Below are 22,807 nucleotides of genomic sequence, written 5' to 3'. Positions count from 1 at the left end.
CCAGCATAGCGTAAATCGACAAGGACAAGGAGACCGGCATCGGGCGATGCCGGTCAGGACAATTAATGCAGCGCTGGCCAGTACGCTTTGTTGGCCTCGATCAGATCATCCAGAATCGCTTTCGCAACGGAGGCGCTCGGCACCGTTTTCGACAGCGTAATCGCCTGCCACAATTTCTGGTACGAGCGCTGCTCCCAGGCATCCACTACCAGTTTTTCCACCGCTACCTGTTGGCTCATCAACCCTTTCTGGAAGTGTGGAATATCACCCACCGTTAACGGCTCCGGCCCGTTATGACCGACCAGGCACGGAATTTCTACCATCGCGTCGGCATCAAAGTTATGAATGGCACCGTTGTTGGGCACAATCAGCAGCATGCGCTCCTGAGTGTTGAAGGCAATCGCAGTCGCCAGATCGACGATGTACGACGCATGTTCGTCGATTTCCAGCTCCCCGGCGGACGATACACCGGCTTCGATAATCGCCCGGCAGGCGCTGAACACATGCTTCTCACGGTGATCCATCACCTCGTTAGCGCGCGTGCGTTCCGGATTGGAGTGCGCGACCACGTAGTCCGGGAACAGGTAATATTTCAGATAGGTGTTTGGCATGGTGTCCGGATCCAGCGCCTGCACATCTTTTGCCTTCGCGAACGTGTCGTTCCAGCTGGCTTCGGTATGAGCATTGTCAGAGGGCGGTACATAGCCGTTTTTCGCGACATATTCGCGCAGTTTCGGCATTAAATCATTGCCGTTTGCATCTTCAATGGATGTCCACCATCCGAAGTGGTTCAGCCCGTAGTAACGCACGCGCATCTCTTTACGGTCTTTAAGGCCGACTATCTGCGCCATACGCCCTTCTATGCCGATGGGCATATCGCAGATGTTGAGGATTTTGGCGTTGGGTCGCAGGCGACGGGTCGCTTCAGCCACGATGGCCGCCGGGTTGGAGTAGTTCAGCATCCACGCATTCGGGGAGTATTGCGTCATGTAATCGACCAGCTCCAGCACGCCGCCAATAGAGCGCATGCCGTAAGCGATCCCGCCGGGTCCGCAGGTCTCCTGACCCAGCACACCGTGACGCAGGGGGATTTTCTCGTCTTTTTCACGCATCGGGTATTTCCCCACGCGGATATGTGCCATCACAAAATCGACGTCGGTAAAGGCTGCTTCAGGATCGGTGGTGTAGCTAAACTCAATCTCCGGAGCCTGCTCTTTAAGGATGATCTTGCACGCCTCGGCGATGGTCTCCTGACGTGCGCCGTCGTTGTCATAGAATTTCAGCGCGCGCAGCGGAAAACGGTCACGGTTGGCTAACAGCATCAGGACGATCCCCGGCGTGAAGGTACTGCCGCCGCCTGCAATGACAACTGAGAATTTTTTCATGATATAGCCTCTGTCAGGGTAGTTTGTTCGTTTGTTGAAGGGGTTTTCATCAGCGATTCAAGCTGGTCTCGCACCTGAGGAACGTGCAGTCCAACAATCACCTGAATGCCGTTGCCGCGTCGCACCACACCGTGTGCGCCCAGGGCCTTAAAGACGTCATCGCTTTGGGTTTGCGCCATGTCGACCAGCGCGATACGTAAGCGGGTGGCGCAGTTATTGATGCTTTCGATATTGGCCGCGCCGCCCAGCGCCTGCAGGAATCCGGCGGCTTGCCCAACCTGCTGGCTGGCGGCAGCCGGTGCGGTGGTTTGCCCGCGCGCCGCTTTATAATCCGCCTTGCAGTAAAGTTTGACTTCGCTCTCTTCACGGCCCGGGGTTTTAAGGTTCAGCCGTTCAATCAGCGTTTTGAAGACCACGAAATAGAGGCCGGTGAAGCAAAGACCGATACCCATCTGGGTGAATACCGTCGAGGCGTGGTTGTGGAACATGGGGATCCAGTTTTGCGGCAGGAACTGGTCCAGCAGTCCGCCGCCCATGTTGCCCACGACGCCGAAGATGTACATCACCGTCGCCATCGTGGCAGCCAGAACGGCGTGGACGGCAAACAGCAGCGGCGAAATGAACAGGAAGGTGAATTCCAGCGGCTCGGTAATGCCCACCAGCACGGCGGTCAGCGTGGCCGGGATCAGCAGGCCTGCCACTTTGACGCGGTTTTCCGGTGATGCGGTGTACCAGAGCGCCAGCGCAATCCCGACAGAGCCAAACACTTTGGCGTTGCCGTGAAGCGCAAAACCGCCTTCCGGGAACAGGGTTTTCAGCGGCAGCGTGCTTTGGCTAAATTCCTGAAGATGCTGCGCCCAATAAACCTGGATGCCGCCCTCGACCGCTGCCGGGCCAAAGATAAACGGACCGTAGACAAAGTGGTGTAATCCGGTAGGGATCAGAATGCGTTCCAGGAAGGTATAAACCCACACCCCCAGCGCACCGGCAGAGCGTAAAAAGGCCTGCAGGGACTCAATGCCGAGCTGCACTTTCGGCCAGCCCATCAGCGTCAGCCAGGCGCAGGGGATCATCACAAAGAACGCGAGGATAACGACAAACGAGGTGCCCTGAAAAATCCCCAGAAAAACAGGCAACTGCTTGTCGAAATAGCGGTTGTGGATAGCGGTGACGATCCCCGAAATCACAATCGCCCCAATGATGCTGGTATCGAGCGTTTTGATACCGGCAATCATGGCCAGTCCGCTGCCAGCAGTGGGCTCAGCGGCGAAGTTGACGCCAAAGAAATGACCCCATGTCATCCCCATCGCATTGATAAAGTAGTTCCAGGTCAGAAAACTGATCAGCACCGCCAGGCAGGCGCGGCCCTGCGCCTGCTTCGCCAGACCAATCGGTAAACCCACGGCAAAAATCAGCGGCATATTGCGAAACACCGCCCAGCCGCCCTCTTCAATGATGTGAACAATTTGCGCGAACAGATTATCGGGGGCGGTTAAGGCCTCGCCCACAAACAGCGGGTTGCGAAGCATGATGGCGATCCCGACCACGATCCCGGCAAAGGGAAATAACAACACCGGGGTAAACATGGCGCCGCCAAAACGTTGTATTTGACTGAGCATTTTTAAATCCTCACGTAACAACCTGTAGGGGGTAGAGGCCTTTATGATTTTTTGCTGGGCCTGAAGTGAGCATAAGAATTTACCCATGGGCGAACATGACGTGCCGCTGCGATTCGTGATCGCATTCATGGTTTTATTTTGACCAGTCAGGTCTACTTTTCGTTGTTAATATGGACATGTCAGGACGCAAGCCACGCGTTAATACGGGAAGAGAGGTCTACTGGTGATCTACAAATCTATCGCTGACAGGTTGCGGCTGCGGCTGAATTCGTCGGACTACAATATCGGGAGTCCGCTGCCGGGTGAGAAAGCGCTGGCGCAGGAGTTTGGCGTGGCGCGGATGACCATTCGGAAGGCGCTGGATCTGCTGGTGAACTGGGGGCTGGTTGAACGCCGACACGGTAGCGGGACATTCGTGGCGCGTAAAGATGTCCACCACGAAACCACCAATCTGACCGGGCTGGTGGAGGTGCTGCGCCAGCAGGGAAAAGAGGTGCAGAGCAAGGTGCTACAGTTCGAAGTGATGCCCGCTCCGCCCGCTATCGCCAGCCAGCTCCGCATTCAGGTGGATGAGCGTATCTACTTCTCGCGCCGGGTGCGTTATGTCGACGGAAAGCCCCTGATGCTGGAGGACAGCTTTATGCCCGTGAAGCTGTTCCGCACGCTTTCACTGGCACATCTGGAAGGGTCGAAGTTTGATTACATCGAGAAGGAGTGCGGAATAACCATCAGCGGCAACTACGAGAGCCTGACGCCGGTGCTGGCAGATAAACAGCTCGCCGGTTACCTGAACCTGCCGGAACAGACGCCGCTGCTGCGGATAACGTCTCTCTCCTACAGCAACAGCGGCGAATTTCTCAATTATTCCGTGATGTTCCGTAATACCCGTGATTACCAGGTGGACTACCATCTGCGGCGCATCCACCCGGACGATCTGCTAGCTCATCCCCCAGAACAGCACCGCCAGTAGCTGCGGGGTAATAATGCGCAGGAACATCACCAGCGGGTAGACCGTGGCGTATGACAGCGCCGCCGCGCCGCTGGTGGCGTGCAGGTTGTTGGCAAAGGCCAGTGCGGGTGGGTCAGTCATTGATCCGGCGAGCATGCCGCAGAGCGTCAGATAGTTCATTTTGGCGAACATCCGCGCCAGAATCCCCATCGTCAGGAGCGGAATCGCCGTGATAAATATCCCGTAGCCGACCCAGCTCATCCCCTCGCCCTTCACCAGGGTATCGATAAAATCGCCCCCGGATTTCAGGCCGACCACCGCCAGAAACAGCACAATCCCCAGCTCGCGCAGCGCCAGGTTGGCGCTCGGCGGCATAAACCAGTAGAGCTTACCGATACAGCCGATACGCCCGAGGATCAGCGCCATAATCAGCGGTCCGCCCGCCAGGCCCAGCTTGAGCGCAACCGGAAAACCCGGGACATACAGCGGAATGGAGCCAAGCAGCACCCCCAGCCCGATACCGATAAAGACCGGCAACATCTGCACCTGCTGCAGTTTTTGCTGGGCGTTACCCACCATGTCCGCTACCGCATCAATGGATGACGGGCGCCCAACCAGGTTCAGGATATCGCCGAACTGCAGGCTGGCTTCCGGGCTGGCGACCAGTTCCACCCCAGCACGGTTAAGACGGGAGATCACGACGTCATAGCGCTCCTTAACCTGCAAATCGCGTATTTTCTTGCCAAGCACGTGCTCGTTGGTCACCACGACGCGCTCTACACGCATATCGGTGCCGCGCGTGGAAAGCGAGGTCTCCACCTCCTGACCAATCACCAGCCGCGCGTTGTTTAAATCCCCGGGCTGTCCGACCAGGTGCAGCAGGTCACCCTGCTGAATAATGGTCCCGGGCGCAGGTACCATCAGCATATCGTCACGTTTAAGGCGTGAGCAGATAATATTGGCGCTGTTCAGGATCGGCACATCCTGAATCGCCATATTGTTAAGGTTGGGGTTATCGACGCGAATGTTGATGGTTTTGATCGGCATATGACCGTTGGTGAGCGTGGTTTCGTGGTCTTTCGCCTCGTTTTCGACGTTAATGCGAAAGAGTACCCGCACCAGCCACATGGAGAGCAAAATGCCGCAAATCCCAAACGGATAGGCCATGGCGTAGCTCATCCCCATCTGGTCGACAATACCGGGAGAGATGCCAAGGTCGCGCAGAATTTGCTGACCCGCACCCAGTGCAGGCGTATTGGTGACCGCCCCGGAGAAAATACCCAGCACCACCGGCAGCGGAATATCGAAGAGCTTATGCAGAATGGCGGTGACCAGCCCTCCCATCACCACAATGCCGAAGGCAAACAGGTTCAGCCGTAATCCGGAGACCCGAAGGGAAGCGAAAAAGCCAGGTCCCACCTGAATACCGATGGTGTAGACGAAGAGGATCAGACCGAATTCCTGGATGAAATGGAGCATTTCGGCGCTGAGCACCAGCCCAAGCTGGTCGGCAAAATGGCCGACAAAAATCCCGCCGAACAGCACCCCGCCTATCCCAAATCCGACGCCGCGGATTTTAACATTGCCAATCCACAGACCCACCACTGCGACCAGGGCCAACACGCTAACGGTTAACGCGATATCACTCATGATCCACTTCCTGTGCATAACCTTAGTTATGCTAAGGATTCTCTCAGAGCCGCACGCGGTTGTATGGGCGATGGCGCACAAAAAAGCCCTGCCGGGGCAGGGCGTTATCTTTTCATCCTCTCCCTGTGGGAGAGGCAACAACCCGCAGAGGGTTAACTGTTCAGCGCAGGACGCTCGCTAATGGCGATACGCTGCGGTGCAATGGCTTCCGGCACGTTGCGGGTCAGGTCGATATGCAGCAGCCCGTTGGTAAATGTCGCGCCGGACACTTCCATATGGTCAGCCAGAGTAAAGCTCAGGCTAAACGGCTGATTAACCAGGCCCTGGTGCAGCCATTTGGTCTCGGTTTCTTGTTTTTCCGGCGTACCTTTCACGGTCAGGCGCGTGCCTTCGAGCTGAATATCCAGATCGTCCTGGCGGAACCCGGCCAGCGCAAGGGTGATGCGATAGTGGTTGTCATCGCTTTTTTCGATGTTGTACGGCGGAAACGTCTGTTGCTCGGTGGTGCTTTGCAGGGCATTAGCCAGTTTGTCAAAACCAATCCACTGACGCAGCAGGGGGGATAAATCGTAGTTACGCATACTAAATCTCCTTCTGAGAAGCGAGTTCGGCACAGTTTATTTTTGTGCGCAGTTGTTCCTGCAAATCCTCATGGATTCACATATGCTCCCATTACGGCAAGCAATTCTGGGTGGGCCGCTCGCGCGACCCGCATAATCAGTTGATCTCGATACGGCGCGGTTTTTTCTCTTCCGGAATCACACGTTCCAGTTCGATAAACAGCAGGCCGTTGACCAGGTTCGCGCCTTTCACGTGAATGTTCTCGGCTAACTGGAACTTGCGTTCAAAGTTGCGCTCGGCGATACCCTGATAAAGGTAGGTGCGTTCTTTCTGCTCAGCCGTATGTGAACCTTTCACCACCAGCAGGTTGTCCTGCGCGGTGATCTCCAGTTCGTTCTCTGCAAAACCGGCGACGGCAATGGCGATGCGGTAGTGGTTTTCATCAACCAGTTCAACATTGTATGGAGGGTAGCCGTTGCTCTGGCTTTGGTTATTTTCTAAATGGTTAAACAGGCGGTCAAAACCAATTGCAGAACGGTATAGCGGGGAAAGATCGAAGTTACGCATAAATAAAAGCTCCTGAAATCAGCGAGAAATTGTAGCCTTCCACCATGGACAGGCCAGTGTGCCCCTGAACACCCCTCAGGCGTGTTCGTTATCGGGTTACATTCTTAAAATGGGTCTGGAACCGGTCTTTTCAAGCGCAGCGGGCGCACTTTTTTTTGCACTTTCGTGCATCTCGCTTAGACTGGGACAACAGCACAAAGGGTTAAATTGCGATGGCTACCACAGTGCGGGGTTATCGGGCTATCCATTTTGAACGAGGCTCGCTATAACCCTGAGTTGCAGGTTTATGCAGTGCCATTAACGATGACTGAGTGATGATGAAAAATGTTCTGATAAAGCTGACGACGTTCAGCGGGGTTGTTTTACTTTGCGGGTGTTCGAGCGTGATGTCTCACACCGGCGGTAAAGAAGGAACATATCCGGGGACGCGTGCCAGCGCTGAGATGATCTCCGATGACGATACCAACTGGGGCACAAAATCCCTGGTCATCCTGGATATGCCGTTTACGGCTGTGGCCGATACGCTTTTGCTCCCGTGGGATATGTTCCGTAAGGACAGCTCCGTGCGCTCGCGGGTAGAGAAAAGCGAGCAGCAAAATCTGGCCACCAATTCCGTCATTCCACCCGCTTAACGCCAACGCGTTAACGCTGCCCGGTTTCCGTTAGCCAAAGCTGACGGAAACCTTCTGTCTCTTCCATCCATGCAATAAAACGCCCGTCCGGGGAAAACACGACCGCATCACCAGACGGTGGATTGCCGTGATCGGACGTCAAAAACGTCACCTCTCCGGTTTGCGCATCACAGCAGGCAATCCGCTCTTCCAGCACAAATCCAAGACGGTGACCGGCAGGGTGCCAGGTAAATGCTGACTGAATGTCACTTTCGTTATGCGTCAACTGGCGTGGTTCGCCGCCTTCAGGGGCGATAAGCCACAGCTGCACAATGCCCTTATCATCACGCATCAGAAACGCAATCTGCGTCCCCTGTGGGTTGCAGCGCACCCAGTGACGCGGCACGTTTACCAGCCCCGGGAATGCCCGCTGGTGGGTAAAGGTCAGCCGGCGCTGCATGACACCCGCCGGGGGCGCAGGCAGCGTCTCAGGAGTCCCCTGCAGCGGCGCATCGCCCGCGCGTTTCCATCCCTGCTCGTCGTTGGGCAGATCCACAATAAACAGTTCTGGCACTTTCTCGCCTGTCGCAGACACGGTATCGCCGATAAACGCCAGCCTGTCATTGCCCACCCAACCCTCTTCATAGGCTCGGTTGATCTCATCGCTGCCGGGCTGAGGCGCGGGCGTCGTGCGGCTCACCAGCACGCTCCAGAAGGTGCCGGAATATTCACGTGGATGCGTCCCCTGCGGCATCACCGGGCCAAAAGGTACTGCGACGCCGACATTACGTAAATCGAGCTTCGGGTCACGCTCATGCAATACATGGTCGTTGTAGGTAAAGCTCACGAACTGTCCGTCAGGGCTAAAAACGTGCACGTGGCTGCCGCCACGCAGCGCGCCTGCGGTATAAGGCGGCGTGATATCCATGGCATCCAGGTTACTCACCTGACCGTTGTGTACAACCACGCCCTGACGATGATGAAAATCGTAGTGCCAGTCTGCATCCGGGTTTTCCGGGCCGTGGATAAAGACATATTTGTCCTGCTGCGGATGAACGGTCACCACGCCAACATGCGCACCGTGACTGGCGCGATAGATCACCTCGACGTCACCCGTAATAACATTGACCCGCTCAATAGTTTCACCGGTAAACGATGCGCCGGACGGACGCACATCGTAGGCCAGCCACTGGCTGTCCGGCGTCCAGGTATTGATATTGGTAAGCTGGTGATGACGGGAGGCGAAGGTGATTTGTTTCATGGCGTTACCCTGATGCGCAGTTATCGCATCAGGGTAAAACATTGCGGGGAATTAGCCTACACGTTTGACGTCACCTACCAGCAGGATATAGGAGAGCGCACCGAGCAAGGCCACTGCGGAGATATAGATCAGTGCCGGGCCAAAGCCATAGTCCTGAGCCAGATAACCGATGACCAGCGGAACCGTGATCCCCCCCAGGCCGCCGACAAAGTTGAACACGCCACCGGTCAGACCAATCAGGCGCATCGGGGCCAGCGAGGAGACCAGCGACCAGGTGATGGAGGCAAAACCGTTACCGAAGAACGCAATCGCCATCAGCGTCATAATCCAGACCGGATCGTTGGTGTAGTTTGCGCCCATGATGCAGGTGGAGATCAGCAGCCCGCAGATAATAGGCGTTTTACGCGCGACACCCAGCGAGAACCCTTTTTTCACCAGCCTGTCCGCCAGCCAGCCGGAAAGCAGCACACCAAAGAAGGCCGCCAGGAACGGTACGGTGGTCATAAAGCCCGCTTTCAGCGCGGTGATGCCTTTTTCCTGGGTCAGATAGTTCGGGAACCAGGTCAGGAAGAACCACAGCGTGGAGGTCACCGCGAACTGCCCCAGATAAACCCCCACCAGCTTGCGGTGGAAAACCAGCTTCCAGTCAGCTTTAGTCAGCGGCTGACGCGCCTCTTTTTTCACCGGCGCATCGCCATCCACCAGACCGCCACCGTCGCGGATATAGTCCAGTTCAGCTTTGCTGATACTTTTGGTGAGACGCGGCGGTTGATAGACCTTGAACCAGATTAACGACCAGATAATGCCGATCCCTCCGGTCACAATAAAGACCCAGTGCCAGCTCAGCAGTTCCTGGATCCAGATCAGCAGCGGCGTCAGGAACGCCAGGCCGACAAACTGCCCGGAGGTGTAGAACCCAACGGCCGAGGCGCGTTCATGCTCCGGGAACCAGCTGGTCACCATGCGGTTATTGGTCGGAAACGCCGGGGCTTCGAAAATCCCGGTGATCGCACGCAGGCCAATCAGCGACATCAACCCGGTGGCAAAGCCCTGGAAAAGGGTCGCCACAGACCAGCCAAAGATGGCAATGAAATAGGTCAGGCGCGAGCCGACACGGTCAAGGAACCAGCCGCCGGGGATCTGGCACAGCGTATACAGCCAGGCAAACGCCGAAAAGACGTAGCCCATTTCCGCTTTGCTGATCCCAAACTCCTCCTGAATATGGGCTGAAGCCACGGCAAGGTTGGCGCGGTCAACGTAACAGATGACCACAGTAATAAAAATCATGACCAGCGTCAGGTAGCGCCGACGCCCGGTTTTTGCAGCAGTAACGGGAATATCCATCGCAATCTGTCTCCAGATTTTGGGCATAGCGAAGCCGCTCACCATGCCCTGTAATTTACAGAGGGTGTGTTTGTTATTGTTGAAATTACTTTTTAGTGGCGATGTGCTTTGGCTGAATTACCACTCAGCGACAGAGCCATCTTCATGACGCCATAACGGGTTGCGCCAGTCCGGCGCGTTTTTACTCAGCTCAATGACTTTGGCTTCGTCGATATCCACGCCAAGGCCCGGCTTCGTTAACGGTTTAAAGAAACCGCCTTCCATGCTGAAATCATCTTTGTTTTTCACAAAGTCGAGCAGTTCCGCGCCCTTGTTATAGTGAATGCCCATGCTCTGTTCCTGGAACACCGCGTTGCGCGAGACAAAATCGACGTGCAGACAGGCTGCCAGTGCGATCGGCCCCAGCGGACAATGCGGTGCCAGCGCCACGTCGTAGGCTTCCGCCATCCCGGCGATTTTGTAGCATTCTGTGATGCCGCCGGCATGCGACAGATCCGGCTGCAATATCGCCAGGCCGCCAGCTTCCAGCACGCGTTTGAACTCGAAGCGCGAGAACATGCGCTCACCGGCGGCAATCGGGATATGCGTCTGTGCGGCCAGTTTCGGGTAGTACTCCGCCTGCTCGGCCAACACCGGCTCTTCGATAAACAGCGGACGGTACGGCTCCAGCTCTTTAATCAGCACTTTGGCCATCGGCGCGCTGACGCGACCGTGGAAGTCCAGGCCAAACTCAATCTCGTTGCCGAACGCTTCACGGATCTGCGCCACGGTATTTACCGCGCGGTCTACCGCCCGTGCGTTGTCGATGACGCCCATCTCTTCGCAGCCGTTCAGTTTAAAGGTGTCAAAACCAATATTGCGCAACTGCCTGATACCGTCGATCACCTCCGCGGGACGGTCGCCGCCCACCCAGCTGTAGGCTTTGATTTTGTCGCGCACCAGGCCGCCCATCAGCTGCCAGACCGGGGCATTCAGCACTTTGCCTTTGATATCCCATAACGCCTGGTCGATACCGGCGATGGCGCTCATCAGAACCGGTCCGCCCCGGTAGAAACCCGCGCGGTACATCACCTGCCACAGGTCGTTGATACGGGCAGGATCTTGTCCTGTCAGGTACTCGCCCAGCTCATGCACCGCCGCTTCCACGGTACGCGCACGCCCTTCAATGACCGGTTCGCCCCAGCCGACCACGCCTTCATCGGTTTCGATTTTCAGGAACAGCCAACGCGGCGGTAAACGGTACGTGGTGAGTTTGGTTATTTTCATTTCACTGCCTCTCGATACGCTTTCACAAATGCGGCCGCCTGCTGTGCGGTACGTTCGACGGATTGCCCGGCGCGATAGAGATCGCTGCCCAGACCCGCCCCGACACAACCTGCGTTGATCCACTGCGCCAGGTTTTCTGGCGTCACGCCCCCCACGGCAAAGACCGGTACGCTGGCGGGCAATACCGCTTTCAGCGCGCTGATATAGGCCGGACCAAAAGCCGATGACGGGAAAATTTTGAGCGACTGCGCGCCCGCATCGAGAGCCGCGAACGCTTCTGTTGCCGTTGCGCATCCCGGGCAGACGGTCATGCCGTAGCCCACTGCGCGACGGATCACCTCAGGGTGAATATTCGGCGTCACAATCAGCCTGCAGCCCATCTGCGCAAGCTGGTCCACCTGCTCCGGTTGCAGAACGGTGCCAGCGCCAATCAACGCCTTATCACCAAACGCGTCCACGACCGCCGGGATGCTCTTTTCCCACTGTGGGGAATTAAGCGGTATTTCCACGGCGTCAAAACCAGCGTCGATCGCCGCACCTACGTGCGCTAATACCTCGTCGGGCGTGACGCCGCGCAGGATAGCGATGAGGGGAAGATTAGTTTGCCACTGCATGAGCGATGCTCCTTATTCCTGCCTGAAATGCCGTGTCGCCCTCTACCGCCGCCACGTCCCGCCCGATGGCATTGAACGCCTGGCGGTAGCGAGAGGTCAGCGATGAACCCGCGACGAGGGTGATGGTCTGTTGCCCGGCGAACTGCTCGCTCAGGCTGGCGACTTCCGCGCCAATCAACAGGCCCGATAAAAATTCGCTGACCTGCGTACGGGGAAGCGTGCCCAGTACATGCGAAGCGCGAACTTCAAAAAGTTGCGGCAAAACGGCAGGGCTGGCGATACCCCGCTCCAGCCCGGCGGCAAAGGCCTCGGGCGAAGCGTCCTGCTCCGGCAACCCCGCGCCCACCAGCGAGTGCGTCAGCAGCAAGTGGTGCAGCTCACCGGTCATCACGGTGCGAAAATCGTGGATGTGCTCAGCGTCGGCCTGCACCCATTTACAGTGCGTGCCGGGCATGACGTAGACAGAAGAAGGAGAGAGCATGCGCGCGCCAAGGAGCTGGGTCTCTTCGCCGCGCATCACATTGTGGTTATCGTTCCGGGAAACGCATAATCCTGGAATAATCCAGATATTGTCACCAACGGACGTTAACTGCTCGCCAATGGCAGCGAACGCGGCAGGTACGGGCAGATAAGGCGCGACCTTCCAGCCCACGTTACTGCCCACCATGCCCGCCATGACCACCGGCGTGGTGCTCTCGCGCCAGTTGTGTGTCACCTCTGCTAACACCGCCTCGGGGGATTTACCGTTCAGGCGCGTCACGCCTGCTTCTGATTGCCTGCTTTCCAGGCACTGCTCGCCCTGATACAGCCAGGCGCGCAGATTGGTCGATCCCCAGTCAATAGCGATGTAGCGAGATGTCATGTGATTTCCTTCAACCTTCGTGTCGAGCTGGCGATCATCGTGAGTGCCGCCTGCTCTGCCGCATCGCCGTCCTGATGCCGGATAGCATCGAACAGCGCTTTATGTTCCTGGAGCGTTTTTGGCATGTTGGCCTCATCGCCCATCCAGGTTCGTTCAAATACCGCGCGCTGTAGCGAGCTGATGGCAACGCTAAGCTGCTGTAATACCGGGTTATGGACCGACTGCAGCACCGCTTCGTGATAGCGGATGTCCGCTTCGTTGAACGCATCCCGGCTCTGGTTATTGGCAATCATGTCGTTCAGGGCGGACTCAATCTGAGCCAGGTCTCCTGACGTTGCACGTTCCGCAGCCCAACGGGCGATGGCCGGCTCTACCAGGTTTCGTACCTCACTCATCGCACCAATCAGCCTTGGGTCGTAGTCGTTTTCCAGCACCCACTGCAGGACATCGGTGTCGAGGTAGTTCCACTGATTACGCGGGGCGACAAAGGCGCCGCGGTAGCGCTTCATTTCAATCAGCCGCTTTGCCATGAGCGAGCGAAACACTTCCCGAATGATGTTGCGCGAGGTTTCAAACTCCTCACACAGCTCTGCCTCAGCAGGCAGCGGTGAACCGGGAACGTACTTTCCACCCACGATCTGGGTGCCCAGCGTGATGACGATGCGATCGGTTTTATTGAGAGTCATGGAGAGTCCTTATGCTCTGTATGTTCAGGACTACTTTACCTCGACCGCTGAATTTCGCCTCATTTTTGCAGTACAAACGTGACGCCTTTCGTCATTACCGTGGCTGTAATGTAGTACAATCAATTAATGTTGTACTACAATCAAGATCACAAAAAGAACAATTTGATAAATTCAGCGCAAAAAAAAGCCCCGGTTGATAACCGAGGCTGATGAGCGTGAAACGCTGTTACTGCAGAACAAATTTCTCGATCGCGTAGGCAACGCCGTCTTCGAGGTTAGATTTGGTCACGAAATTGGCCACGTCTTTCACGGACGGGATCGCATTGTCCATTGCCACACCCATGCCCGCATATTCAATCATCGCAATGTCGTTTTCCTGATCGCCCAGCGCCATGATCTCTTCCGGTTTGATGCCCAGCGTATCTGCCAGCGATTTCACACCGGTGCCTTTATTGACGCGTTTATCCAGGATTTCGAGGAAGTACGGAGCACTTTTCAGCACGGTGTATTTCTCTTTTACCTCAGCCGGAATGCGCGCAATCGCTTTATCCAGGATGTCAGGCTCATCAATCATCATCACTTTCAGGAACTGGGTGCTCGGATCCATTTTCTCAGCTTCGCAGAACACCAGTGGGATCGTCGCGACATAGGATTCATGTACGGTGTAATAGCTGATATCACGGTTAGCGGTATAGAGCGTATTGCGATCGAGCGCGTGGAAATGGGAACCGACCTCGCGGGACAGTTTTTCCAGGAACAGGTAATCGTCATAGTTCAGCGCGGTTTGCGCCACCGTGCTGCCATCCGCCGCCTTCTGTACCAGCGCACCGTTATAGGTAATGCAGTAATCGCCCGGCTGATTCATGTGCAGCTCTTTCAGGTAGCTGTGCACGCCCGCATACGGACGACCGGTGGTCAGTACCACATTCACGCCTTTTGCGCGCGCAGCGGCAATCGCGTTTTTAACGGCTGGAGAAATAGTGTGGTCTGGCAGCAACAGCGTGCCGTCCATGTCGATAGCAATAAGTTTGATAGCCATAGGGTCCCCGGGATAAATGAGTGCTGCCTCATGCTAACGCGATTAAGCCCACAAAAATAGAGCTACATTGCGCAACAAAAGCCCCCTTTTACGTCTGTCCCGGGGATAACGGCTTACTCGCGGGTGAGGACTATTTTGCCAAAAGCACCGCGGTCGAGGTGTACAAGCGCCTCTTCAAGCTGGTTAAAACGGTAGCGGTGTTCAATCACCGGTTTCAGCCCCGTGACATCGACTGCGCGGACAAAATCTTCCAGCGCACGGCGGTGCCCGACGCCAATCCCCTGAATCACCGGTGATTTCAGCAAGAGTTCGCTGGCAGGCAGCGAGATTTCACTCCCGGCCAACACGCCAATGACGGATATGCGCCCGTGAACGGCAACGGCCCGCAGGGAATGTCTCAGGTTCTCCCCGCCAACGGTTTCAATAATATGGTCGATACCGCGATCCTGCGTCAGCGCGTAAATCTCGTCAGCCCAGTTCCCTTTAAGCCGGTTGATGCCCCGATCGGCACCGAGCGTTTTAGCCAGCGCCAGTTTTTCATCACTGCCCGACGTCACAAAAACTTCTGCACCGTGTGCTTTGGCGATTTGCAGCGCGAAGATTGCGACACCGCCAGTGCCTTGCACCAGCACCGACTGTCCGGCACGTAACTGTCCGCGCTCCACCAGCGCAAACCATGCGGTAAGCCCCGCGCAGGGTAAGGTGCTGGCCTCTGCGTCATCCAGCGTTTCCGGGGCGGCCACCAGCCAGTTTTCACGCATGATCACGTATTCAGACAGCATCCCCTGGAAGTAACCGCCCAGCGTCTGGTAGGGCAAATTGCGGGCGTCGCCTTTCGGTTTACCGTCTACCCACTCCGGAGAGAAGGTGGAGATGACGCGAGCACCGGGTTTAAAGCGGGTAACGCCTTCACCCGTACTGTCCACCACGCCTGCCATGTCAGATGCCGGAGTAAACGGGAAGGTGAGCGCGATCGGCATGTTGCCTTCAATGACCATTTTATCGCGATAGTTGAGCGCAACAGCGTTCACCCGCACACGCACTTCACCCGGACCCGGCTGGGGAACAGGCGCCTGAGTGAGTCTGAGGTTTTCACGCCCAAGGGCGTCCATTGACCAGCGTTGCATCATCTCTGTCATCTTTTTCTCCTGTTATCAAATGCACTTCAGTACTGACAGTCTAACGTTGACTCATGGTCGCCAGTGGCGATACATTTTCCCACTATTGATTCCTGAAGAGCGACAATCCATGACCGATACGCTGAAGGATATTCCCGTTTTTGTCGCCGCCGTAGAGGCAGGCAGTTTTGCTCAGGCCGCGGTGCGTTTGCATTTGTCGCGCTCGGCGGTAGGGAAAAGCATTGCTCGCCTTGAAGCGCGGCTGGGAGTACGCCTGTTTCAGCGCACAACGCGTAGCCAAAGCCTGACCGATAACGGTGCCCTTTTTTATGAACGTTGCCTGCGAGCACTCCAGGAAATCCGTGGCGCGGAGTCGCTGCTGGAAACAGGGAAACATCAGGTGAGTGGCCGTCTGCGTGTTGCCATGCCGGTGCTGTTTGGTCGCCAGTGCATCGCCCCGCTGCTGATAGCCTTGACGCAGGAGCATCCTGCCCTTGAGCTGGAAATGTCATTCAGCGATCGCGTAGTGGATATCGTCGAGGAAGGGTTTGATATGGCGGTGCGAAACGGCGCACTGCCGGACAGCACCATGCTGGTCGCCAGACGCCTGGGGGAACACCGAATGGTGCTGTGCGCCGCGCCGGAGTACCTGAGGAATAACGGCCAGCCTGAAACCGTTGCCGATTTACGCCAGCATAAGGCCATTAACTACCTGCGTGCCGGCAGGGTGTTACCGTGGGAACTGGCGGACCACGAAGGCACGCAGCACACCCTAATTCCCCGCTCATCCCTCAATATGGACGATCTGCAGGCTATCTGCGACGCAGCGCTGGCCGGGCATGGTATTGCATGGTTACCCTGCTGGATGGTGCGCAAAGAGCTGCAGAATGGAAGGCTCATCCCACTCTTAAAACAGGCGCCGGATGTGCGTTTCGACGTTCACGCGGTCTGGCAGCAGACGCCGCATCTGCCCCTGCGAGTCAGGATTGCGGTCGACATGCTGGTCAGCCGGTTACCGTCAGTCCTGTCGCTGGAGCTGGATGCTGATAATTCTGCGCCCACAAAAAAGCCGCGCTAAACGCGCGGCCTCTGACTTGCGGTGTAACCACCCTTAGATATCGATATTCGCCGCTTTCAGGGCGTTCTCTTCGATAAAGGCACGACGTGGTTCAACCGCATCGCCCATCAGGGTTGTGAACAGCTGATCGGCTGCAATCGCGTCTTTAACGGTCACGCGCAGCATACGACGGCTTTCCGGATCCATGGTGGTTTCCCACAGCTGATCCGGGTTCATTTCACCCAGACCTTTATAACGCTGAATAGACAGACCACGACGGGACTCTTTCACCAGCCATTCCAGCGCCTGCTCGAAGCTTGCTACCGGCTGACGACGTTCACCACGTTCGATAAACGCATCGTCTTCGATAAGACCACGGAGCTTCTCACCCAGCGTACAGATACGGCGATATTCCGGACCGGTCACAAACTCGTGCTCCAGGGGGTAATCGGTATCAACGCCGTGAGTACGCACGCGCACAATCGGTTCGAACTGCTGCTGAGCGTTCTGCTGGACATCGAACTTCCACTGGCTGCCGTGCTGCTCTTTCTCGTTCAGCTCGGTTACCAGGGTGTTCACCCAGCGGGTAACAACCTGTTCATCGCTCAGATCGGCTTCCGTCAGGGTTGGCTGATAAATCAGCGCCTTCAGCAGCGATTTAGGATAACGACGCTCCATACGACCAATCATTTTCTGCGCCGCGTTAAACTCGGACACCAGACGCTCCAGCGGCTCACCGGCCAGTGCAGGGGCGTGAGAGTTCGCATGCAGGGTCGCACCATCAAGCGCGATCGCGATTTGGTACTGATCCATCGCTTCGTCGTCTTTGATGTACTGTTCCTGTTTGCCTTTCTTCACTTTGTACAGCGGTGGCTGTGCAATGTAGACGTGGCCACGTTCAACAATTTCTGGCATCTGACGATAGAAGAAGGTCAACAGCAGCGTACGGATGTGCGAGCCGTCGACGTCCGCATCGGTCATGATGATGATGCTGTGGTAGCGCAGTTTGTCCGGGTTGTACTCGTCACGGCCGATGCCGCAACCGAGCGCGGTGATCAGCGTTGCCACTTCCTGAGAAGAGAGCATCTTGTCGAAACGGGCCTTCTCTACGTTGAGGATTTTACCCTTCAGCGGCAGGATGGCCTGATTCTTACGGTTACGGCCCTGCTTCGCAGAACCGCCCGCGGAGTCCCCTTCCACGAGGTACAGTTCGGACAGCGCCGGGTCGCGTTCCTGGCAGTCAGCCAGTTTGCCTGGCAGGCCAGCTAAATCCAGCGCGCCTTTACGACGGGTCATTTCACGGGCTTTACGCGCCGCTTCACGGGCACGTGCCGCATCGATAATTTTGCCAACCACGATTTTCGCGTCTGACGGGTTTTCCAGCAGGTATTCGCTCAGCAGTTCGTTCATCTGCTGTTCAACCGCCGATTTCACCTCAGAAGAGACCAGCTTGTCTTTAGTCTGAGAGGAGAACTTCGGATCCGGCACCTTCACGGAGACAACCGCGATCAGGCCTTCACGGGCATCGTCACCGGTGGCGCTGACTTTCGCTTTCTTGCTGTAGCCTTCTTTGTCCATGTAGGCATTCAGGGTACGGGTCATCGCCGCACGGAAGCCCGCAAGGTGAGTACCGCCGTCACGCTGTGGAATGTTGTTGGTGAAGCAGTAGATGTTTTCCTGGAAACCGTCGTTCCACTGCAGCGCCACTTCCACGCCAATACCGTCTTTTTCGGTAGAGAAGTAGAAGATATTCGGGTGAATAGGCGTTTTGTTCTTGTTCAGATACTCAACGAATGCCCGGATACCGCCTTCGTAGTGGAAGTGGTCTTCTCTGTTGTCACGTTTATCACGCAGACGAATCGAGACGCCGGAGTTCAGGAACGACAGTTCACGCAGGCGTTTCGCCAGAATCTCATATTCGAACTCGGTAACGTTGGTGAACGTTTCAAGGCTCGGCCAGAAACGCACCATGGTACCGGTTTTGTCGGTGTCACCCGTAACAGCCAGCGGTGCCTGCGGCACGCCGTGCGTATACAGCTGACGGTGAATTTTGCCTTCGCGCTGGATAACCAGCTCCAGTTTCTGCGACAGGGCGTTAACCACGGACACACCTACACCGTGCAGACCGCCGGAAACTTTATAGGAGTTATCATCGAACTTACCGCCTGCGTGCAGAACGGTCATGATAACTTCCGCAGCCGATACGCCCTCTTCCGGGTGAATACCGGTTGGGATGCCACGACCGTCATCGGTGACGGAGACGGAGTTGTCCGCATGGATCGTGACCACGATGTCTTTACAGTGACCCGCGAGCGCTTCGTCGATAGCGTTATCTACCACCTCGAATACCATGTGGTGCAGACCGGTGCCGTCATCCGTGTCGCCGATATACATACCCGGGCGCTTACGCACCGCATCCAGCCCTTTCAGGACTTTGATACTGGAGGAGTCATAAGAATTCGACATCAACGTTTCTCGCTCATTTCAACTTGGGTTAATCCGTTATTTTACCCTTTTCCACGGTAAACATCTTCGAATTTTCGTCCGACATGTCTATAACGTGTTCAGCGCTAATCGCACTGACGAAAACCTGTGACTGCGTGGCTTTTAAGCGGCTGGCAAGCAGCCCGCGCCGCGCGTCGTCAAGTTCCGAGGCAAAATCATCTATCAGGTACAGGCAGCGTCGCCCGCTCTCGCGGGTCAAAAACTCTCCCTGCGCCAGGCGCAGCGCACACATCAAAAGCTTGAGCTGCCCACGCGACAGCGTGTCTTCCACCGGCGCACCGTCGGCACGAATGCGGAAATCCGCCTTGTGCGGGCCATGTGCGGTGTAGGTCAGCATGCGGTCGCGCTCGAAATTTCTCTCTAACACTTCGGCATAATCTGTCTCTTTCTCCCAGCCGCGCTGGAAGGAGAAGGTGAGAGAGAATTCAGGTAAAAACTGTCTGCAGGTGTCGGCCATATCGTCGGCGATACCCGCGCTGTATTCGGCACGCCAGCAGCTGATTTGTTCCGCAAGGGGAATTAATTCCTTGTCCCACGGGCGCAGCTGGGCGTAGCGTGTCACCTGGCGCAGTGCAGCGTTACGCTGCTTAAGCAGGCGCTTCAGGTTGCTCCAGGCGTTAAAGAAACCGGCTTCGTTGTGAAAGCATCCCCAGTCAAGGAAGGCTCTTCTGTATTTGGGGCCGCCATTGAGTAAAGTAAACCCCTCCGGCGTAATCAGCTGCATTGGCATCAGCAGCGCGAGCTCAGCCACTTTGTGGCCATCAGTACCGTCGATACGAACCTTGCTGTCGCCCTGCTTGTCTTTGGTCAGACCGATGGCCGTTTCACGCTCCTCGCCCTGCAAACGCCCGTGCAGAACAAAGGCTTCCTGTTCGTGGCGAATGACGCGGCCAATTTGCAGACTGCGAAACGCCCGTCCATGGCCGAGCGTGTAGATGGCCTCAAGCACGCTGGTTTTGCCGCTGCCGTTCGCGCCAACCAGGAAATTAAAGCCAGGGGATAAAGCGAGATCCGCGTTTTCGATATTGCGGAAATCTTTAATTAAAAGGCGCGTCAGTGACATATCTGGATTTCTTCGGGCCAGGGCGTAATCGGCTCAGCCCGTTTCAACGCGGACTGCACGCAGACCCTGGTGCGTACACGAAGTACGAGACAGGGGCGAGCACAGCCCGGGTTGAAAAAGGCAAGAAAGATAGCCCGATAGCGTTCACTACAGCCTCATCGGCATGACAACATAAGCCGCACTTTGGCTGGCCGCATCTTCAATCTGTACACTCGAAACAGAGTCGGTCAGCAGAATGCGAACGTTCTCGCATTTAAGCGCGTTCAACACATCCAGCACATAGCTGACGTTAAAGCCGATTTCCATCTCAGTCCCGGCATAGGTGACGTCCAGAATCTCTTCTGCCTCTTCCTGCTCCGGGTTGTTGGCGGTGATTTTGATCTGATTTTCGCTCACATACAGACGCACCCCGCGGAATTTCTCGTTAGAGAGAATCGCGGCGCGGGCAAAGGCCTGCTTGAGGCTGTCGCAACCTGCTTCCAGCGTTTTGTCCGGGTTCTTCGGCAATACGCGGCGATAATCCGGGAAACGACCGTCAACCAGCTTCGATGTGAAGACAAAATCACCCACGTGAGCACGGATGTTATTGCTGCCGATCTGCACGCGCAGTGGCGTATCACCACCGTCGAGCATACGCATCAGCTCAATCACCCCTTTACGCGGTACGATCACCGAATGGTTTGGCAGCGAGTCGCCAATGGGCATAGAACAGACTGCCAGTCGGTGACCGTCGGTAGCCACGGTACGCAGCTCTTCACCTTCGGTTTCGAACAGCATGCCGTTTAAGTAGTAACGAACGTCCTGATGCGCCATTGAGAACTGCGTGGCTTCAATCAGACGCTTCATCGTTGCCTGCGGCAGGGTGAATTCAACTTCACTCTGCCAGTCGTCCAGGTTCGGGAAGTCCGCGGCTGGCAGCGTCGAGAGCGAGAAACGGCTGCGGCCAGAGCGCACCAGCATACGGTCGCCTTCCAGCTGCACGGCAATTTCAGCGCCTTCCGGCAGCCCGCGGCAGATATCAAAGAATTTACGTGCCGGAACAGTGGTCGCGCCCGCTTCATGCGGCTGAGACAGCGTAACGCGCGCGATCATTTCCATTTCCAGATCTGTGCCGGTCAGCGACAGCGTACCGTCCGCGACCTGAAGCAGCAGGTTTCCGAGAATTGGCAGCGTTGGGCGGCCACCTAATGGGCCACTCACCTGTTGCAGCGGTTTTAATAAATGTTCACGTTCAACGGTAAATTTCATAGCGTCACGATGATAATGTTCTGATTAAATTGGAAAAATCTTCTTTTATGTCGTGGCTTTCTTCGCGTAACTGCTCAATCTTACGACAAGCGTGCAGCACGGTCGTATGGTCACGGCCACCAAACGCATCGCCGATCTCCGGCAGACTGTGGTTGGTTAACTCCTTTGCCAGCGCCATCGCCATCTGACGCGGACGCGCCACCGAGCGGGAACGACGTTTAGACAGCAAATCTGCCACTTTGATTTTGTAGTACTCGGCCACCGTCTTTTGAATATTGTCGATAGTGACCAATTTTTCCTGCAGTGCCAGCAAATCGCGCAGCGCTTCACGCACAAAATCGATGGTGATCGCACGGCCGGTAAAGTTGGCATTGGCAATCACGCGGTTCAGTGCCCCTTCAAGTTCACGGACGTTGGAGCGCAGACGCTTGGCAATAAAGAACGCCACTTCACCCGGCAGGCGAATGTCGTTTTCATCGGCTTTCTTCATCAGGATCGCGACGCGGGTTTCCAGTTCCGGTGGCTCGATCGCCACGGTCAGGCCCCAGCCAAAACGGGATTTCAGACGATCTTCAACGCCGTTGATCTCTTTTGGATAACGATCCGACGTCAAAATGATCTGCTGATTACCTTCCAGCAGCGCATTAAAGGTGTGGAAAAACTCTTCCTGGGATCGTTCTTTGTTGGCAAAGAACTGGATGTCATCGATAAGCAGTGCGTCAACAGAACGGTAGTAGCGTTTAAACTCTTCGATCGCATTGTTTTGCAGGGCTTTTACCATGTCCTGAACGAAGCGCTCGGAGTGCATATACACCACTTTCGCATTTGGCTTACGCGCCATAATGCCGTTGCCTACCGCATGCAGAAGGTGCGTTTTACCCAAACCCGTGCCGCCATAAAGGAACAGCGGGTTGTAGGCACCACCGGGGTTATCTGCAACCTGGCGTGCCGCCGCGCGCGCCAGCTGGTTCGATTTACCTTCAACGAAGTTATCGAACGTGTGTTTAACATTGACGTTAGAACGGTAGGTTTGCTCTGCCGGAGCAGGCACGTTGTCCCAGCCCGAACGGGTCGCCGGAAGGGCGCGCGGTGCCGGAGCGGGGGCTGCCTGAGCAGGTATTGCCACATTTACCGTTTCACGCACGGTCTGCGTGACCGGTTTTGTTCCCACTTCAAAGCGTAGCTGTGGCGCATCGGATCCGCAGAAATCATTCAGCAGTCCATTGATGTTATTAAGGTATTTATCCCTTACCCAATCGAGCACAAAACGGTTTGGCGCATACAAAGCCAGCGTGTTATCGCTCAGTTCCGCCTGCAAGGGGCGGATCCACATACTGAATTCTGTGGCTGGTAACTCATCCTGCAATCGGGCAAGACACTGCTGCCAAAGCGAAAGTGACAC

Annotated in this window: 20 protein-coding genes and 1 other annotated feature; of the genes, 3 read left to right on the top strand and 17 right to left on the bottom strand. The window is 56.2% G+C overall.

Going from position 1 to position 22,807, the window contains the following annotated elements; genetic code table 11:
- Window positions 1-62 precede the first annotated feature (62 nt).
- Window positions 63-1,385: a 6-phospho-alpha-glucosidase gene (locus HV242_RS00100; protein ID WP_014167975.1), complete on the bottom strand. Its 1,323-nt coding sequence runs from the start codon at window positions 1,383-1,385 to the stop codon at window positions 63-65.
- Window positions 1,382-3,004: an alpha-glucoside-specific PTS transporter subunit IIBC gene (locus HV242_RS00095; protein ID WP_050737664.1), complete on the bottom strand. Its 1,623-nt coding sequence runs from the start codon at window positions 3,002-3,004 to the stop codon at window positions 1,382-1,384. The genes HV242_RS00100 and HV242_RS00095 overlap by 4 nt, the downstream gene beginning before the upstream one ends.
- 223 nt (window positions 3,005-3,227) lie before the next feature.
- On the opposite strand from HV242_RS00095, the gene HV242_RS00090 reads away from it, so the two are divergent.
- Window positions 3,228-3,974: a GntR family transcriptional regulator gene (locus HV242_RS00090; RefSeq protein ID WP_050737665.1), complete on the top strand. Its 747-nt coding sequence runs from the start codon at window positions 3,228-3,230 to the stop codon at window positions 3,972-3,974.
- Here HV242_RS00090 and HV242_RS00085 read toward each other — a convergent pair.
- The 3 genes from HV242_RS00085 to ibpA form a co-directional block, all read right to left on the bottom strand.
- A complete protein-coding gene (locus HV242_RS00085) occupies window positions 3,942-5,603 on the bottom strand; it encodes a putative transporter (RefSeq protein ID WP_020882744.1) in 1,662 nt (553 codons plus the stop codon). The two genes, HV242_RS00090 and HV242_RS00085, sit on opposite strands and share 33 nt — an antisense overlap.
- A 152-nt stretch (window positions 5,604-5,755) precedes the next feature.
- Window positions 5,756-6,184, bottom strand: a complete 429-nt coding sequence (gene ibpB, locus HV242_RS00080) for a small heat shock chaperone IbpB (protein ID WP_025202652.1) — start codon at window positions 6,182-6,184, stop codon at window positions 5,756-5,758.
- A gap of 136 nt (window positions 6,185-6,320) precedes the next feature.
- A complete protein-coding gene (gene ibpA, locus HV242_RS00075) occupies window positions 6,321-6,731 on the bottom strand; it encodes a small heat shock chaperone IbpA (protein ID WP_008500162.1) in 411 nt (136 codons plus the stop codon).
- Window positions 6,725-6,797 (bottom strand) — a sequence feature (ROSE (Repression Of Heat Shock gene Expression) occurs in the 5'-region of heat shock genes and acts as an RNA thermometer to modulate expression.). Its footprint overlaps the gene before it by 7 nt.
- A gap of 248 nt (window positions 6,798-7,045) precedes the next feature.
- Between ibpA and HV242_RS00070 the strand changes: the two genes are divergently transcribed.
- Entirely contained in the window at window positions 7,046-7,363 is a 318-nt protein-coding gene (locus HV242_RS00070) for a YceK/YidQ family lipoprotein (protein ID WP_025202651.1), read from the top strand.
- Between the two features lie 10 nt (window positions 7,364-7,373).
- On the opposite strand, the gene HV242_RS00065 is transcribed toward HV242_RS00070, so the two are convergent.
- From HV242_RS00065 to HV242_RS00030, 8 genes are all read right to left on the bottom strand, one after another.
- Window positions 7,374-8,603: a DUF3748 domain-containing protein gene (locus HV242_RS00065; RefSeq protein ID WP_072126526.1), complete on the bottom strand. Its 1,230-nt coding sequence runs from the start codon at window positions 8,601-8,603 to the stop codon at window positions 7,374-7,376.
- Between the two features lie 51 nt (window positions 8,604-8,654).
- A complete protein-coding gene (locus HV242_RS00060) occupies window positions 8,655-9,992 on the bottom strand; it encodes an MFS transporter (protein WP_080271857.1) in 1,338 nt (445 codons plus the stop codon).
- Window positions 9,993-10,064: 72 nt separating this feature from the next.
- A complete protein-coding gene (gene dgoD, locus HV242_RS00055; protein ID WP_014167964.1) occupies window positions 10,065-11,213 on the bottom strand; it encodes a galactonate dehydratase in 1,149 nt (382 codons plus the stop codon).
- A complete protein-coding gene (locus tag HV242_RS00050; RefSeq protein ID WP_032680045.1) occupies window positions 11,210-11,827 on the bottom strand; it encodes a 2-dehydro-3-deoxy-6-phosphogalactonate aldolase in 618 nt (205 codons plus the stop codon). The genes dgoD and HV242_RS00050 overlap by 4 nt, the downstream gene beginning before the upstream one ends.
- Complete coding sequence (locus HV242_RS00045) at window positions 11,811-12,689, bottom strand: 2-dehydro-3-deoxygalactonokinase (RefSeq protein ID WP_040018330.1); 879 nt, start codon at window positions 12,687-12,689, stop codon at window positions 11,811-11,813. Before HV242_RS00045 ends, HV242_RS00050 begins: the two co-directional genes overlap by 17 nt.
- Window positions 12,686-13,375 carry a D-galactonate utilization transcriptional regulator DgoR gene (dgoR, locus tag HV242_RS00040; RefSeq protein ID WP_050737666.1) on the bottom strand — a complete coding sequence of 230 codons (690 nt, stop codon included), beginning with the start codon at window positions 13,373-13,375 and terminating at the stop codon, window positions 12,686-12,688. The genes HV242_RS00045 and dgoR overlap by 4 nt, the downstream gene beginning before the upstream one ends.
- A 226-nt stretch (window positions 13,376-13,601) precedes the next feature.
- Window positions 13,602-14,414 (bottom strand): sugar-phosphatase, encoded by an 813-nt coding sequence (gene yidA, locus HV242_RS00035; RefSeq protein WP_025202646.1) that lies wholly within the window; start codon window positions 14,412-14,414, stop codon window positions 13,602-13,604.
- Window positions 14,415-14,527: 113 nt separating this feature from the next.
- Window positions 14,528-15,553, bottom strand: coding sequence for a zinc-dependent alcohol dehydrogenase family protein (locus HV242_RS00030; RefSeq protein WP_014167960.1), 1,026 nt, complete (start codon window positions 15,551-15,553; stop codon window positions 14,528-14,530).
- 109 nt (window positions 15,554-15,662) lie between these two features.
- Here HV242_RS00030 and HV242_RS00025 point away from each other — a divergent pair, with 109 nt between their 5' ends.
- On the top strand, window positions 15,663-16,610 hold the full coding sequence (locus HV242_RS00025) for a LysR family transcriptional regulator (protein ID WP_050737667.1): 948 nt from the start codon (window positions 15,663-15,665) through the stop codon (window positions 16,608-16,610).
- A gap of 33 nt (window positions 16,611-16,643) precedes the next feature.
- Here the strand turns inward: HV242_RS00025 and gyrB are convergent, their stop codons facing one another.
- The 4 genes from gyrB to dnaA all read right to left on the bottom strand — a co-directional run bounded on the left by gyrB (window position 16,644) and on the right by dnaA (window position 22,807).
- Window positions 16,644-19,055 (bottom strand): DNA topoisomerase (ATP-hydrolyzing) subunit B, encoded by a 2,412-nt coding sequence (gene gyrB, locus HV242_RS00020; protein ID WP_020882753.1) that lies wholly within the window; start codon window positions 19,053-19,055, stop codon window positions 16,644-16,646.
- 28 nt (window positions 19,056-19,083) lie between these two features.
- Window positions 19,084-20,157 carry a DNA replication/repair protein RecF gene (gene recF / locus HV242_RS00015; RefSeq protein ID WP_050737668.1) on the bottom strand — a complete coding sequence of 358 codons (1,074 nt, stop codon included), beginning with the start codon at window positions 20,155-20,157 and terminating at the stop codon, window positions 19,084-19,086.
- A gap of 147 nt (window positions 20,158-20,304) precedes the next feature.
- Window positions 20,305-21,405 carry a DNA polymerase III subunit beta gene (gene dnaN, locus HV242_RS00010; RefSeq protein ID WP_014167956.1) on the bottom strand — a complete coding sequence of 367 codons (1,101 nt, stop codon included), beginning with the start codon at window positions 21,403-21,405 and terminating at the stop codon, window positions 20,305-20,307.
- Between the two features lie 4 nt (window positions 21,406-21,409).
- The gene (gene dnaA / locus HV242_RS00005; protein ID WP_020882755.1) at window positions 21,410-22,807 is read right to left on the bottom strand and encodes a chromosomal replication initiator protein DnaA; all 1,398 of its coding nucleotides are present in this window, start codon (window positions 22,805-22,807) and stop codon (window positions 21,410-21,412) included.

This window comes from Enterobacter sp. RHBSTW-00593 (genome assembly GCF_013784105.1).
Lineage (GTDB): Bacteria > Pseudomonadota > Gammaproteobacteria > Enterobacterales > Enterobacteriaceae > Enterobacter > Enterobacter ludwigii.
The sequence above is the reverse complement of the archived record's forward strand: the minus strand, read 5'-3'. Positions and strand labels throughout refer to the sequence as shown.